Origin of the sequence: Nonomuraea sp. NPDC049709 (assembly GCF_040674815.1) — a bacterium.
Lineage (GTDB): Bacteria > Actinomycetota > Actinomycetes > Streptosporangiales > Streptosporangiaceae > Nonomuraea.
In genome coordinates this window covers 42,405-55,177 of sequence record NZ_JBFANM010000006.1, presented here as the reverse complement: position 1 = coordinate 55,177, position 12,773 = coordinate 42,405, and the positions used below count along the sequence as shown (strand labels likewise).

14 protein-coding genes are annotated in these 12,773 nt (G+C 71.7%); 11 read left to right on the top strand and 3 right to left on the bottom strand.

Features of this window, described 5'->3' with window-relative positions; translation table 11 throughout:
• Nucleotides 1-50 precede the first annotated feature (50 nt).
• Together AB0J69_RS07605 and AB0J69_RS07600 are read left to right on the top strand one after the other, a co-directional pair.
• Nucleotides 51-1,061 carry an alcohol dehydrogenase catalytic domain-containing protein gene (locus AB0J69_RS07605; protein WP_364113973.1) on the top strand — a complete coding sequence of 337 codons (1,011 nt, stop codon included), beginning with the start codon at nt 51-53 and terminating at the stop codon, nt 1,059-1,061.
• 122 nt (nt 1,062-1,183) lie between these two features.
• Entirely contained in the window at nt 1,184-2,080 is an 897-nt protein-coding gene (locus AB0J69_RS07600) for an SDR family NAD(P)-dependent oxidoreductase (RefSeq protein ID WP_364113971.1), read from the top strand.
• A gap of 50 nt (nt 2,081-2,130) precedes the next feature.
• Here the strand turns inward: AB0J69_RS07600 and AB0J69_RS07595 are convergent, their stop codons facing one another.
• Both AB0J69_RS07595 and AB0J69_RS07590 read right to left on the bottom strand, forming a co-directional pair.
• Nucleotides 2,131-2,472: an Lsr2 family protein gene (locus AB0J69_RS07595; protein ID WP_364113969.1), complete on the bottom strand. Its 342-nt coding sequence runs from the start codon at nt 2,470-2,472 to the stop codon at nt 2,131-2,133.
• A gap of 776 nt (nt 2,473-3,248) precedes the next feature.
• Entirely contained in the window at nt 3,249-3,404 is a 156-nt protein-coding gene (locus AB0J69_RS07590; protein WP_364113967.1) for a hypothetical protein, read from the bottom strand.
• Nucleotides 3,405-3,431: 27 nt separating this feature from the next.
• On the opposite strand from AB0J69_RS07590, the gene AB0J69_RS07585 reads away from it, so the two are divergent.
• The 5 genes from AB0J69_RS07585 to AB0J69_RS07565 all read left to right on the top strand — a co-directional run bounded on the left by AB0J69_RS07585 (nt 3,432) and on the right by AB0J69_RS07565 (nt 7,942).
• Nucleotides 3,432-3,920, top strand: a complete 489-nt coding sequence (locus tag AB0J69_RS07585; RefSeq protein WP_364113965.1) for a MarR family winged helix-turn-helix transcriptional regulator — start codon at nt 3,432-3,434, stop codon at nt 3,918-3,920.
• A 75-nt stretch (nt 3,921-3,995) separates the two neighbouring features.
• Nucleotides 3,996-5,441, top strand: a complete 1,446-nt coding sequence (locus AB0J69_RS07580; RefSeq protein WP_364113963.1) for a DHA2 family efflux MFS transporter permease subunit — start codon at nt 3,996-3,998, stop codon at nt 5,439-5,441.
• A gap of 16 nt (nt 5,442-5,457) precedes the next feature.
• Nucleotides 5,458-5,937, top strand: a complete 480-nt coding sequence (locus AB0J69_RS07575; protein WP_364113961.1) for a TIGR03618 family F420-dependent PPOX class oxidoreductase — start codon at nt 5,458-5,460, stop codon at nt 5,935-5,937.
• Between the two features lie 395 nt (nt 5,938-6,332).
• Complete coding sequence (locus AB0J69_RS07570; protein WP_364113959.1) at nt 6,333-7,169, top strand: hypothetical protein; 837 nt, start codon at nt 6,333-6,335, stop codon at nt 7,167-7,169.
• A 71-nt stretch (nt 7,170-7,240) separates the two neighbouring features.
• The gene (locus AB0J69_RS07565; protein WP_364113957.1) at nt 7,241-7,942 is read left to right on the top strand and encodes a helix-turn-helix domain-containing protein; all 702 of its coding nucleotides are present in this window, start codon (nt 7,241-7,243) and stop codon (nt 7,940-7,942) included.
• A gap of 124 nt (nt 7,943-8,066) precedes the next feature.
• Here the strand turns inward: AB0J69_RS07565 and AB0J69_RS07560 are convergent, their stop codons facing one another.
• A complete protein-coding gene (locus AB0J69_RS07560; protein WP_364113955.1) occupies nt 8,067-8,705 on the bottom strand; it encodes a TetR/AcrR family transcriptional regulator in 639 nt (212 codons plus the stop codon).
• 144 nt (nt 8,706-8,849) lie between these two features.
• On the opposite strand from AB0J69_RS07560, the gene AB0J69_RS07555 reads away from it, so the two are divergent.
• The 4 genes from AB0J69_RS07555 to AB0J69_RS07540 all read left to right on the top strand — a co-directional run bounded on the left by AB0J69_RS07555 (nt 8,850) and on the right by AB0J69_RS07540 (nt 12,705).
• Nucleotides 8,850-10,031: an FAD-dependent oxidoreductase gene (locus AB0J69_RS07555; protein WP_364113953.1), complete on the top strand. Its 1,182-nt coding sequence runs from the start codon at nt 8,850-8,852 to the stop codon at nt 10,029-10,031.
• 43 nt (nt 10,032-10,074) lie between these two features.
• A complete protein-coding gene (locus tag AB0J69_RS07550) occupies nt 10,075-11,286 on the top strand; it encodes a cytochrome P450 (protein WP_364113951.1) in 1,212 nt (403 codons plus the stop codon).
• Nucleotides 11,287-11,312: 26 nt separating this feature from the next.
• Nucleotides 11,313-11,507, top strand: a complete 195-nt coding sequence (locus tag AB0J69_RS07545) for a ferredoxin (protein ID WP_364113949.1) — start codon at nt 11,313-11,315, stop codon at nt 11,505-11,507.
• A gap of 253 nt (nt 11,508-11,760) precedes the next feature.
• Entirely contained in the window at nt 11,761-12,705 is a 945-nt protein-coding gene (locus tag AB0J69_RS07540; protein ID WP_364113947.1) for a right-handed parallel beta-helix repeat-containing protein, read from the top strand.
• The last annotated feature ends 68 nt before the right edge of the window (nt 12,706-12,773 follow it).

The window sequence follows — 12,773 nt, the reverse complement described above, 5'->3', positions numbered from 1 at the left end:
GGGGGCACTCTCCGAGCCTCCGTACGAGCTCAGCCAACGAGGAGACCGTCATGCGAGTCGCACTGGCCACCGGGGTGAACGCCCCGCTTTCCCTTACCGAGCGCGAGGTCCCGGAGCCGGGTCCGGGCGAGGTCCTGATCAAGATCACCGCCTGCGGCGTGTGCTTCACCGACCTGAACCTCGTGCGCGGGCACTACCCGTTCGCCCGCTTCCCGGTCGTACCCGGCCACGAGATCACCGGAACGGTCGCCGCGCTCGGCAGCGGTGTGTCCGGCCTGTCCGTGGGCGACCCGGTCGGGGCCCAGTTCCTGTACGACTCGTGCGGCCACTGCGACTACTGCGTGTCCGGCGACCAGATTCTCTGCCCGTCCAAGCGCATCACCGGCATCGTGGCCGACGGCGGGTACGCCGAGTACGGCCTGTTCAAGGGCGGCTACGTGACCCCGCTGCCGGCCGGGCTCGACCCGGTGGCCGCGGCGCCGCTGATGTGCGCGGGGCTGACCGCGTTCAACGGCCTGCGGCAGGCCGGCGCCACCCCGAGCTCCAGGGTGGCGGTCATCGGCAGCGGCGGCATCGGCGCGCTCGCCATCCGGTACGCGCTGGCCATGGGCGCGCGGGTCGCGGTGATCGGCAGGTCCGCCGACGGCGCGGCCGCCGCCAAGGAGCTCGGCGCCGAGCTGTACGTGGCCACCCGCGACACCGACCCGGCCGCGGCGCTCAAGGCGTGGGACGGCGGCGCGAACGTCATCCTGAACGCCGCCCCGTCCAACGCGGCCGCCGCCGCGACCCTCGGCGGGCTCGCCCCCGACGGGACGCTGGTGCTCTGCGGCTACGACAACACGCCGCTCACCCTGCAGGCCCAGCCGATGGTGCTCAACCGGCTGCGGGTCATGGCCTCGCCGTCCGGCTCGCCGCACGACCTGCGCGACACGCTGGCCTTCTCGGCGCAGCACGGCATCCTGCCCGCGGTCACCCCGATCACGCTCGACCAGGCTCCCGAGACGCTGGAGGCCATGGCCGCCGGCTCCGGTGGCGGCCGCCGCGTCATCGCCTTCCACTGACCCGGCCGGGTCGTCGCCTTCCACCGACCCGGCCGCGTCATCGCCTTCCACCGACCCGGCCGCGGCCCGCCGGCTCCGGCCGGCTTCCCGCCGCCTGTCATCCTGATCTCCGGGAGTACCTCATGAGCGAGACCATCCTCATCACCGGCGCGAGCTCCGGCTTCGGCGCCCTCTCCGCACGCGCCCTGGCCCGCGCCGGCCACACCGTGTACGCGGCCATGCGCGACACCGACGGCCGCAACGCCGCCCGCGTCGCCGAGGTCCGCGACTACGCCGAGGAGCACGACGTGGACCTGCGGGTCGTCGAGCTGGACGTGCTGTCGCAGGAGTCCGTCGACACGGCGGTCGCGGCCGTCCTGGCCGAGGCGGACGCCATCGACGTGGTCGTGCACAACGCCGGGCACATGGTGCTCGGGCCGGCCGAGGCGTTCACGCCGGAGGAGCTCGCCGCCGTCTACGACACGAACGTGCTCGGCAGCCAGCGGCTCAACCGGGCGGTCCTGCCGCACATGCGCCGCCGGGAGCGCGGCCTGCTGCTGTGGGTCGGCTCCAGCTCCACCAGGGGCGGCACACCGCCGTACCTCGCCCCGTATTTCGCCGCCAAGGCGGCGGCCGACGCGCTGGCCGTGTCGTACGCCGCCGAGCTGGCCCGCTTCGGCATCGAGACGACCATCGTCGTCCCCGGCGCCTTCACCTCGGGCACCAACCACTTCGCCAACGCCGGCCACCCGGCCGAGCAGAGCGTGCTCCCGGCCTACGACGAGCGGTACGGCGCGCTGATGGAGCAGGTCGCCAAGCGCCTGGCCGCCCTGCAGCCGCCCGATGCCGACGTGTCCCTGGTGGCCGACGCCATCGTCCAGGTCGTCGGCGCCCCGCACGGGCAGCGCCCCTTCCGGGTGCACGTCGATCCGGCCGACGACGGCTCGGCGGAGGTCAGCGAGGTCGCCGACCGCATCCGCACCCGTTTCCTGACCCGCATCGGGCTCGCCGACCTGCTCACCCCGCACTCCACCGCCTGACCACCTTCAGGCGGACGCGGCGAGCCTCCGGGACGGCACGCCCGCTCCGCTCAGTGAGCGGCTTCGTACTGCTCCACGACGGTGGCGGCGATGCGGCCGCGCTCGCTCACCGGCAGACCCTGAGCCTTGGCCCAGCGCCTGATCTCAGTGGACTTCTCACGGCTGACGGCCCGGGTGGAACCGGCGCCCGCACGCCTGCCGCGAGGTCCCCTGTCGGCACGGACCGCGCGAGCCTTGGTGATAAAGGGCGCGAGGGCCTTCTCCAACTTCTCCCTGTTCGAGCCCGACAGATCGATCTCGTAGCTCGTGCCGTCGAGCGCGAACCGTGTGGTCCCCTCGGCGTCACTGCCGTCGATGTCATCGATAAAGGACTCAACAATACGCTTCGCCATAAGGGTGCTCCAATTACGTAACGGTTGCAGGTACTGTAGCCTTCTTCAGCACATTATGCATCTCCAGGGGGTGCCGTTCCAGCTCAAAGGAACGGCTCGCGCCAACCTTGAACAACGCGGTCTTTCGCCCATGTGGCGCAGTTCTCGTGGTTCTCGGGCCCGGCATTCATCGACGGCGGCTCAGCCCCTGACCTGGCCGGTGGACATCCCGGCCGCCCAGGCGGGGCGGAGGCGTGTGTCCGGGCCCGTACGAGATACCGCCCCCCTTCCTACCAGTGATAAGCCGTCGACACACGGCGACCGCACCATGGAACCGGCACCCCCGGAGCGGCGTGGGGGGTCGCCGTATCTCCAGCCCCACGGCGCACCCCTGTGAACGTGCCCCAATCAGCCCTCACCCGCGACGATCCACCGGCTCACCTGGCACTCCCGGCATTGCCGCCGCACGGGCGCCCGTCCCTGGTGTCAATAGCTATGATTCGCCATGTTGAAGTTCAATTCAAAGTATGGCCCGTCGCATCCGGTCATTGGCCGAGAGCGTGCGACCGGTGCGATTAGAAGCAAGATCCTTTGGCGACATGGTGTGCGGCGTCCCCGACGCACACGAGGTTCTGAACCGTTCTGGCTTCCCCGGGCGCGTTACGCCGCAAAGCCCCGGCGGCATTGGGAACGAGGGCTCGGGCGGTCTGAAGGGTTGGGGTTCTGGAAACGCACACCGCCGGGATTTGAGCTGATCGGCGGTAAATTCCGCTCGCATGCTCCGGAGGACGTTCTCGTTATCTGTCGCGGATCCGGCAGACGGGGGCCAGGGCCACTCCCAGGGCGGCTCGGTGCAGCGGGTCGAGGCGGGTCCGCGTCTCGGCGGCGCGGCGGGCGACGGCGAGGGTCTCCTCCGCGCCGCGGCCAGCTTTGGACTTCGCCAGATAATCCATTACGGGACGAGTTGGTAGCCTGGGGGCATGACTGCTATGGCACCCTCGCGCACCGAGCCCGACCTGTCCTTCCTGCTCGACCGCACCAGCCATGTGCTGCGCTCCCAGATGGCGGCGGCCCTGGCCGAGATCGGGCTGACCGCGCGCATGCACTGCGTGCTGGTCCACGCGCTGGAGGAGGAGCGCACCCAGATCCAGCTCGCCGAGCTCGGCGACATGGACAAGACCACGATGGTGGTGACCATGGACGCCCTGGAGAGGGCCGGCCTGGCGGAGCGGCGCCCGTCCAGCACGGACCGGCGGGCCCGCATCGTGGCGGTGACCGAGAAGGGCGCCGAGGTCGCGCGGCAGAGCCAGGAGATCGTGGACGGCGTGCACGCGGCAGCGCTGGGCTCCCTGCCGGACGACGAGCGGGAAGTCCTGCTGCGTGCGATGAACCGGCTGGTCACCGGCCATCTGGCCACCCTGCCCGAGGCGCCGCAGACGGTCCGGCGGGCCCGGGAGCGTACAAAGTAGGTCCGATAGGGATCGTCTGCAACGGAACCATCTGCTACGGTCTCTCCTGTTGATCCCTTGAGACAGGAGTGGACCATGTCGTTCACATCACGTCGCACGGCGCTCGTCGTGCTGTCGACCTCCGCGTTGATGACCATCCTGGACGGCAGCATCGTCACCGTCGCGATGCCCGCCATCCAGCGTGACCTGGGCTTCTCTCCCGCCGGTCTGAGCTGGGTGGTCAACGCCTACCTGATCGCGTTCGGCGGGTTGCTGCTCCTGGCCGGCCGGCTCGGCGACCTTCTGGGGCGCAAGGCCATGTTCCTGGCCGGGAACGCGGTGTTCACCGCCGCCTCCCTGCTGGCCGGGGCGGCGGGCAGCCAGGAGGTGCTGATCGCCGCCCGGTTCCTGCAGGGCGTGGGCAGCGCGATGGCCTCGGCCGTCGTGCTCGGGATCCTGGTGACCCTCTTCACCGAACCACGCGAGCGCGCCAAGGCGATCGCGGTGTTCAGCTTCACCGGCGCCGCGGGGGCGTCGATCGGGCAGGTCGTCGGCGGTGTGCTGACCGATGTGCTCGACTGGCACTGGATCTTCTTCATCAACCTGCCGATCGGCCTGGCCACGATCGCGGTGGCCCTCCCGGCGCTGCCGGCCGACCGCGGGCTCGGGCTCCGCGCCGGGGCTGACGTGGTCGGTGCGCTGCTCGTCACGGCGGGCCTGATGCTGGGCATCTACACCGTGGTCAAGGTGGAGGAGCACGGGTGGCTGGCGGCGCACACCCTGGGGCTCGGCGCGGTGTCGGTGGCGCTGCTCGCCGCGTTCGTCGTCCGCCAGGCCACCGCGAAGAACCCGCTGATGCCCCTGCGCGTGCTGCGCTCCCGCAGCGTCGCCGGGGCGAACGCGGTCCAGGTCCTCGCGCTGTCGGCGATGTTCTCCTTCCAGATCATCGTCGCCCTCTACATGCAGAAGGTCCTCGGGTACGGCGCCCTGGACACCGGGCTGGCGATGCTCCCGGCGGCGGTGGCGATCGGCACGATCTCGCTCTTCGTCTCGGCCCGGCTGAGCGCCCGCTTCGGCGCCCGCGCCGTGCTGCTGGGCGGGCTGGTGCTGCTGTTCGCCGCGATGGCCTGGCTGACCCGGATCCCGGTGCAGGCGAGCTACGTGACCGACCTGCTCCCGGTGATGGTGCTGATCGCGGGCGGCGGCCTGGTGCTCCCTGCGCTGACCGCGCTCGGCATGTCCGGCGCCCGGGAGGACGACGCGGGGCTGGCCTCCGGCCTGTTCAACACCACCCAGCAGATCGGCATGGCCCTGGGCGTCGCCGTCCTGTCCACGCTGGCGGCCTCCCGTACCGAGACGCTGCGGACCGGCGGCGCGGCCGACGCGGCTGCGCTGACCGGCGGGTACCACCTCGCCTTCGGCACCTCCGCCGGGCTGCTCGTCGCGGCCTTCGCGGTCGCCCTGATCGTGCTGCGCCGGCCGAAGCCCGAGCCGGGCGGATCCCCGGCCCGGTCGCGGATCCAGCACCCGACCACCGTCTGAACAGGAGCTGATCGAGATGTCCGAATACGGACCTGGGCAAGGACCGGGCGCGCGCCCGCTCACCGAGGACGAACTGCTGGAGATCCTGGGCAAGCAGCCCTTCGGCGTCCTGGCCACGCTCAAGCGCGACGGCCGGCCGCACCTGGCCTCCATGGTCGTCAACTGGAACGCCGGGGAGCGGGTCATCCGGATCTCGTCGGCGGAGGGCCGCGTCAAGGTAGGCCATCTGCGCCGCGACCCGCGGGCGACCGTGCACCTGCAGGGCGACAGCGTCCTGTCCTACGCCGTGGCCGAGGGCGAGGCGGAGGTGTCGGCGGTGACGACGGTGCCCGGCGACGCGACCGGCCGCGAGCTGCTGGAGATGTCGGGGGGCTTCGCGGACCCGGCGGACGAGGCGGCGTTCCTCGAGGAGATGGTCAGGGGCCGGCGGCTGGTGATCCGGGTGAAGGTGTCGCGGATGTACGGGGTGGCCCTGGACCTCGCCCCGGAGGGCTGAGCGGTGCTCCCACGACGGTGACGTCGCCCCTCTCGTCGAGCAGCCCTCTGCCACCCAGGGGGCTGCTCAGCCGGGCCAGGTGCCGGGCCAGGCCGTCGAACGCCTCCGAAGCGGAGATCTGCGGCAGCCGGGCCACCCCATCGGGCAACGACACCGCCGTGGCCGCCGGCGCTGGTGCGTCCAGGGGCGTGCCGGGTCTCACGCGTGCGATGTGCCCGCCGGCCGGCTTCACGGCCACCGCCGGAAGCGTCTGTACCAGCCGGATCGGACGAGGCGCCCGGCCTTCCGCCGGCGAACCTGGGTTCACCGGCTGTGGCATCCCCGATTCGGCTTGACTGGCGATCTTAGATGCACCAGATTATTCGCGACTTTTCGGACCGTTCCTAGGAATCCTCATGAAGCGAACCATCGTCGGTGTCGCCGTGGTCGCGGGCGTGGTGCAGCTCACCGCCACCCCCGCGCAGGCGGCACTCGCAAGCGACCCGGTCAAGGCGCTCCAGTCGGAGTTAGCGCGCGGCAGGGCCGTCAACGTTCAGTCCACGGCGAAGGTGACGTACTCGCGTGACCAGGTCGCCGGCTCCGAGCTGGACGGCACCATCGGGTTCGGCCCCCGGGGCGCGGTCGCGTCCGACGTGGGCCAGACGCTGACGTACAGCGAGGCCCTGCTCCGCGGCATGATGCGCTCCCGCCCGAAGGAGACCGAGGACCTGCAGGAGGGGCCCATCCGGGTGATCTCCTCGGGCACGTCGAGCTACGTCTCCGGTCCGGTGGTCGACGACGCCCTGCCGCAGGGCACGAGCTGGGTGCGCTACGGCGGCGTGACCCTGCCGGCGAGCAATCTGCTGGTGGAGACGCTGGAGCCGGCCACCCTCAAGACACTCCTGGCCGGCCGCTCCTCCTGGCGCGACGGGGTGCTCAAGGGCTCCGTCAAGGCCTCCAAGCTCGCGGCCGCGTCCCCCGCGTTCGCCGCACGCTACGGCACGCGGTACAAGAAGGGCCACGACGGCACGATCTCCTACACCCTCTGGTTCGGCGCCAAGGGCCTGGTCGAGCGGGTGTCCGCCAAGGGCGCGCTGCCCGTGGACAAGGGCTCCGTCAGGATCGAGTCGACCACCCGGTTCTCGGACTGGGGCCGCGAGGTCACCGTCCTCCTGCCGCTGCGCGGCGACGTGATCGACCGGACGCAGGTCGCCGACGACGTGCCCGACCAGGTCCCCGGGATCTGGAACTAGCGGAACGGGCCCTGGCGTAGGGTCTGGGGTGCGGCGCCAGGGCGCCCGGCGGTCGGGAAGGAGTGACGGGGATGGGCCTGGAGGTCGAGAGCCGGCCGTCGGATTCTCCGTACGTCGAGCGGGTGTGGCGCAGCCGCAGCGAGCACGTCGACCAGATGACGTCGGTCGCCGCCGCCGGCTGGGACCTGGTCTTCTGGGAGCATCGCGGCCAGGTGAGCGTGGCCGTCCACGGGCCGGAGACGAAGGCCGCCACGGCGCCGGTCCCCGAGGACGCGACGTTCTTCGGGATCACCTTCTCGCTCGGCACCACGATGCCGCACCTCCCCGTCAGCCGGCTCGTGAACGACACGGCGGAGATCCCCGACGCGACGCGGAGATCGTTCTGGCTGAAGGGCTCGTCCTGGGACGTGCCCGGCTACGACGACGCCGAGGCGTTCGTCCGGCGGATGGCGCGGGAGGAGGTGCTGGTCCGCGACCCGATCGTGGCCGCGGTGCTGGGCGAGGCGCCGCCTGACGTGTCCGAGCGCACCGTGCAGCGGCGCTTCCTGGCGGCGACCGGCCTCACCCAGGGCGCCATCCGGCAGATCGACCGGGCCAGGCAGGCGGCGGTGCTGATCCAGGAGGGCGTGCCGGTCCACGACGTGATCCACCGGCTCGGCTACTTCGACCAGCCGCACCTGGCGCGGTCGCTGTCCCGTTTCGTCGGCCGGACCGCCACGCAGCTCAGCGACCGGGCGGCGCCGATGCCGCTGTCGCTGCTGTACAAGACCTGAGCGCCGGACCGCCGGGGCACGCGATCAGCGGGACGTCGCCCGCCTGATCGCCTGCCGCGCGTCCGAAAGGGATCCCCGCCTGCGCCGACAGGCGCGGCGAGCGAGCCCGTGAACCGTGCGGATCTCAGGTGCGCGGGCGGATGACGTCGGGGCGCAGGGCGTCCAGCAGCGGCCAGGTCAGAGCCGCCATCTCGGCCGGAGTGCGCGGGCAGCCGCGCTGGAGCCAGTCCGCCGCCACCCCGATGAGCGCCCCCGCCATGAACGCGGAGGGCACGTCGTGCGGGATGTCCAGCGGCGCCCCGGCGCGCTCCGGGAGCTCGCTGCCGACGACGGCATGGTGGACGCGGTCGTGGATGGCCACGGTGCTGCGGCGGCGGATGTGGTCGGCCACGCGGGCGCTGCCCTGCGGCCCGAGGAGGGCGCGGTAGAGGCCGGCGTGCTCGGCGAGGCTGGCGAAGAAGTCCTCCAGTGACCGGGTCGCCTCCGGCCCCGGGTCCGGGGAGTCGGGGCCGGGTCCGGGCAGGGACGCCATCAGGTTGTCGATCATCGCGGTGCAGGCCGCCTCGGCCAGCTCGTGGACATCGCGGTAGTGGTCGTAGAAGGTCGAGCGGCTCACGCCGGCGCGCTCGGCGACGTCCGCCACGCTGACCCGGGACAGGTCCTGCTCCTCGACGAGCTTGAGCAGCGCGCGGGCCAGGGACGCCTGGGTCCGGCGCACCCGCCGGTCGCCGGAGGGGAGATTGCTGCTTTTCGTGGTGCCCACGCCTTTCACCCTACCGTCACTCTACATGTGCAGGTTTTCCTACATCTGTAGGGTAATCTGATCCCACGCGACGACGAAAGGACCACGTCATATGCGGATATGCGCAGACAGGGCCGCCGCCGCCCCTCACCGGAGCGACGCCCCGTGACCTCGCCCGGGAGCATCGTGATCGCCGGGGCTTCGGCCGCCGGGCTGAGCACCGCGGAGGCGCTGCGCCGGCACGGCTACGAGGGCCGGCTGACGCTCCTGGACGCCGGGCCGCATCTGCCCTACGACCGGCCGCCGCTGTCGAAGCAGGTCCTGGCCGGCGCCTGGGAGCCGGCGCGGACCCGGCTCCGTACGCAGGCGCAGCTGGAGGCGCTGAACGCCGACCTCGTGCTGTGCGAGCCCGCCGCCTCCCTGGACGCGGCGGCCCGTGCCGTCACCACCGCCTCCGGCCGCGTCCTGCGGGCCGACGCCGTCGTCATCGCCACCGGCCTGGAGCCCAGGACGCTTCCCGGGCAGGACGGGCTGGCCGGGGTGCACGTGCTGCGGGGCCTGGACGACGCGCTCACGCTGCGCACCCACCTGACCGCCGCCGAGCGGCTCGTGGTCGTGGGCGAGGGCGTGCTGGGCGCGGAGATCGCCGCCACCGCCCGGACCATGGGCCTGGACGTCACGCTCGCCGGGATGGGCCACACCCTGCTGGGCGACCAGCTCGGCGAGGTGGTCGGCGCCCTGCTCGGCAACGTGCACGGCGAGCGCGGCGTGCGGCTGCGGCTCGGCGTCGCGGTCGACGGGCTGACCGGAGCAGGTGGACGGGTCACGGGGGCACGCCTGGCCACCGGCGAGCTCCTGCCCGCCGACGCCGTCGTGGTGGCCATCGGCTCCCGGCCGGCCACCGGCTGGCTGGCGGGCAGCGGGCTCACCCTGGGCGACGGGGTGGAGTGCGACTCGCGCTGCCGCGCCGCCGAGGGTGTCTACGCCGTCGGGGACGTCGCATCGTGGCAGCACGAGGGGCTGGGCAGGCGGCTGCGGCTGGAGAACCGGACCAACGCCACCGAGCAGGCCCAGGTCGTGGCGGCCAACCTGCTCGGCGCCGACCGTCCGTACACGCCGATCCCCTATTTCTGGACAGACCAGTACGACATCAAGATCCAGGCCCACGGCCTCCCGTCACCCGCGGCCGAGGTGGGCATCGCCGAGGGCGACCCGGCGCAGGGCCGCTTCGCCGCCCTCTACCGCGAGGGCGGCCGGGTCACCGGCGTGCTCGGCTGGAACATGCCCAAACAGGCCCGCCTCCTGCGGCAACAGGCCCTCGGCAACCAGCCGCTCACGCCCGCGTGACGCTGCGCCCAGGCGAGCAACCATCCACGAAGAGGAGATGCGCATGAGCGTCAACGAAGAGGTTCTGAGCTACCCGATCCCCAGCGACGCGGCGCTGGACCCGCCCCAGGAGTGGGCCGAATTGCGCGGCAAGTGCCCGGTGGCCCACGTGACGCTGCCCAGCGGCGACCGGGCGCGGCTGCTGACCCGCTACGACGACGTCAAGCAGGTGCTGGCCGACCCGCGCTTCACCCGCCAGCTCACCGCCCCCGACGCGGCCCGGCTGTCGGCCGACGGCGGCGGGGTGTTCAACAGCGACGTCGCGCAGATCATCCCCGACAGCGGGGAGGAGCACCTGCGCTGGCGGCGCCTGGTCGGCAAGTGGTTCACCGCCAAGCGCATGGCCGCCCTGCGGCCCACGATGGCGCAGATCGCCGACGACCTCATCGACGAGATGGTGGCGCGGGGAGCGCCGGGCGACCTCAAGGCGAGCCTGGGCTTCCCGCTGCCGGTGTACGTGATCTGCGACATGCTCGGCGTGCCGGCCGAGGACCGGGACCGGTTCTCGTACTGGTCGGACACGCTGCTCAACCTCACCCGTTACACCAAGGAGGAGATCGAGGCCGCCCAGGCCGCGTTCTTCCAGTACATGTCCGACCACGTCGCCGCCAAGCGGGAGCAGCCGGGCGAGGACCTGCTCAGCGAGCTGATCGCGGCCGGCGGCCCCGAGGACGGCGGGCTGACCGACCTGCAGATCCTGGTCACCGGCATGGCCCTGCTGGTCGCCGGGCACGAGACCACCGCGAACATGATCGGCAAGATGGTCTCCATGCTGCTGGCCGACCGCGGCCGCTGGGAGGCGCTGCTGGCCGACCCCAAGCTCATCCGCACGGCGGTGGAGGAGACGCTGCGCCTCGACGCCAACTCCGGCTTCGGCCTGCCGCGCTACCTGCCCGTGGAGGCCGAGATCGCCGACACCGTGCTGCCCAAGGGCACCACCGTGATCTGCAGCATGGCCGCCGCCAACCGCGACGACAGCGCCTTCGAGGCCGCCGACCGGATGGACCTGACCCGCAGCCCGAACGCGCACCTGGCCTTCGGCTCCGGCGCCCACTCCTGCCTCGGCCAGTCGCTGGCCCGCACCGAGCTGCAGGTCGTGCTCGAGGTGCTGCTGCGCCGGCTGCCCACGCTGGAGCTGGCCGTGCCGGTGGCGGAGCTGGAGCGGGTGGAGGGCCTGGCCGTCGGCGGCCTGCGCACCGTCCCGGTCAGCTGGTGACCCGGACCGACAGAGAGGAGCTCAGCATGAAAGTGACCGTGGACGAGGACAAGTGCTGCGGCGCGGGTCAGTGCGTGCTGCTCGCGCCGGAGGTGTTCGACCAGCGCGAGGACGACGGCATCGTCATCCTGCTGGAGGCGGAGCCGGGCGAGGACCAGCACGCCCTGGTCCGCGAGGCCGCGGCCGTCTGCCCGGCCGCCGCCATCGAGGTGAGCGAGTAGTCCCGACCGCGTAGGGCCGGTGCCGGATGTCCGGCACCGGCCCTTTCGCGTCCGGGGCCCCGACTGAAAGTTTCACTCCTGGAAATCTCGCCTGTTATGTCCTGACCGGCGACGACGCCGATTCCGCCGGAACGGATCACAGGCGCCTTGTTGACGATTGGAAAGCGCTTTCCTAGATTCACACGTGTTCACCATCTTGCCAGCCGTTCACATATGTGGACGGCACCGATACCTCTGAAGGAGGAGCACCACCATGCGCACATCACGACGTATCCTCACGCTGGCCACGGGCCTGGCCGCGGCGGCCGCCGGGCTGACCGTGACCGTACCGCCCGCCTCGGCCGACACCCCGCTGGTCGGCTGGGCCACCCAGGGCGGCGGCACCACCGGCGGCGGCAGCGCGCCCACCACCACGGTGAGCTCCTCCTCCGCCCTCTCAAGCGCCCTGTCGTCCGGCTCGGCGGCCGTGATCCGGGTCTCCGGCACGATCTCCTGCTCCGGCATGCTCAGGGTGGCCTCGAACAAGACCGTCATCGGCAACTCGGGCGCGACCATCTCCGGCTGCGGCTTCAACGTCTCCCAGGCGTCGAACGTGATCATCCGCAACCTCACGTTCCGCGGCTGGAACGACGACGGCATCAACGTCCAGTACTCGACCCGGGTGTGGATCGACCACAACTCCTTCAGCAACGGCTACGACGGCGCCCTGGACATCAAGCGCGCCAGCGACTACGTCACGGTCTCCTGGAACAAGTTCTCCAGCCACGACAAGACGATGCTGCTGGGCCATAGCGACGGCAACGGCTCCGAGGACCGCAACCATCTGCGGGTGACCTACCACCACAACTGGTTCGACGGCACCAACCAGCGCCACCCGCGCGTGCGCTTCGGCAACCCCGTGCACGTGTACAACAACTTCTACGGCAACGTGGGCAGCTACGGCGTCGCCTCCACCCAGGAGGCCGGCGTGCTGGTCGAGGGCAACTACTTCGAGAACACCGAGGACCCCTTCCACCGCGGTGAGGGCAGTTCCCCGGCCGGCAGCCTGGTGGCCCGCAACAACCACTTCGTCAACTCGGGCAGCGGTGACCAGGGCGGCAGCGTCCGCTCGATCCCGTACTCGTACTCGCTCGACAGCGCCTCCAGCGTCAAGTCCATCGTGACCGGCGGCGCCGGAGCGGGCCGCATCTCCATCTGACGCGGCACCGCAGAGGCCGTGAGCGCGGTCCGCCTCCCGCGCTCACGGCCCTCTCCCTGTTTGAGTCG

Bases quoted from the DNA above. Each gene is read 5' to 3' on its own strand.
- AB0J69_RS07605 (WP_364113973.1), top strand. From the start codon at position 51: ATGCGAGTCGCACTGGCCACCGGGGTGAACGCCCCGCTTTCCCTTACC.
- AB0J69_RS07600 (WP_364113971.1), top strand. From the start codon at position 1,184: ATGAGCGAGACCATCCTCATCACCGGCGCGAGCTCCGGCTTCGGCGCC.
- AB0J69_RS07595 (WP_364113969.1), bottom strand. From the start codon at position 2,472: ATGGCGAAGCGTATTGTTGAGTCCTTTATCGATGACATCGACGGCAGT.
- AB0J69_RS07590 (WP_364113967.1), bottom strand. From the start codon at position 3,404: ATGGATTATCTGGCGAAGTCCAAAGCTGGCCGCGGCGCGGAGGAGACC.
- AB0J69_RS07585 (WP_364113965.1), top strand. From the start codon at position 3,432: ATGACTGCTATGGCACCCTCGCGCACCGAGCCCGACCTGTCCTTCCTG.
- AB0J69_RS07580 (WP_364113963.1), top strand. From the start codon at position 3,996: ATGTCGTTCACATCACGTCGCACGGCGCTCGTCGTGCTGTCGACCTCC.
- AB0J69_RS07575 (WP_364113961.1), top strand. From the start codon at position 5,458: ATGTCCGAATACGGACCTGGGCAAGGACCGGGCGCGCGCCCGCTCACC.
- AB0J69_RS07570 (WP_364113959.1), top strand. From the start codon at position 6,333: ATGAAGCGAACCATCGTCGGTGTCGCCGTGGTCGCGGGCGTGGTGCAG.
- AB0J69_RS07565 (WP_364113957.1), top strand. From the start codon at position 7,241: ATGGGCCTGGAGGTCGAGAGCCGGCCGTCGGATTCTCCGTACGTCGAG.
- AB0J69_RS07550 (WP_364113951.1), top strand. From the start codon at position 10,075: ATGAGCGTCAACGAAGAGGTTCTGAGCTACCCGATCCCCAGCGACGCG.
- AB0J69_RS07545 (WP_364113949.1), top strand. From the start codon at position 11,313: ATGAAAGTGACCGTGGACGAGGACAAGTGCTGCGGCGCGGGTCAGTGC.
- AB0J69_RS07540 (WP_364113947.1), top strand. From the start codon at position 11,761: ATGCGCACATCACGACGTATCCTCACGCTGGCCACGGGCCTGGCCGCG.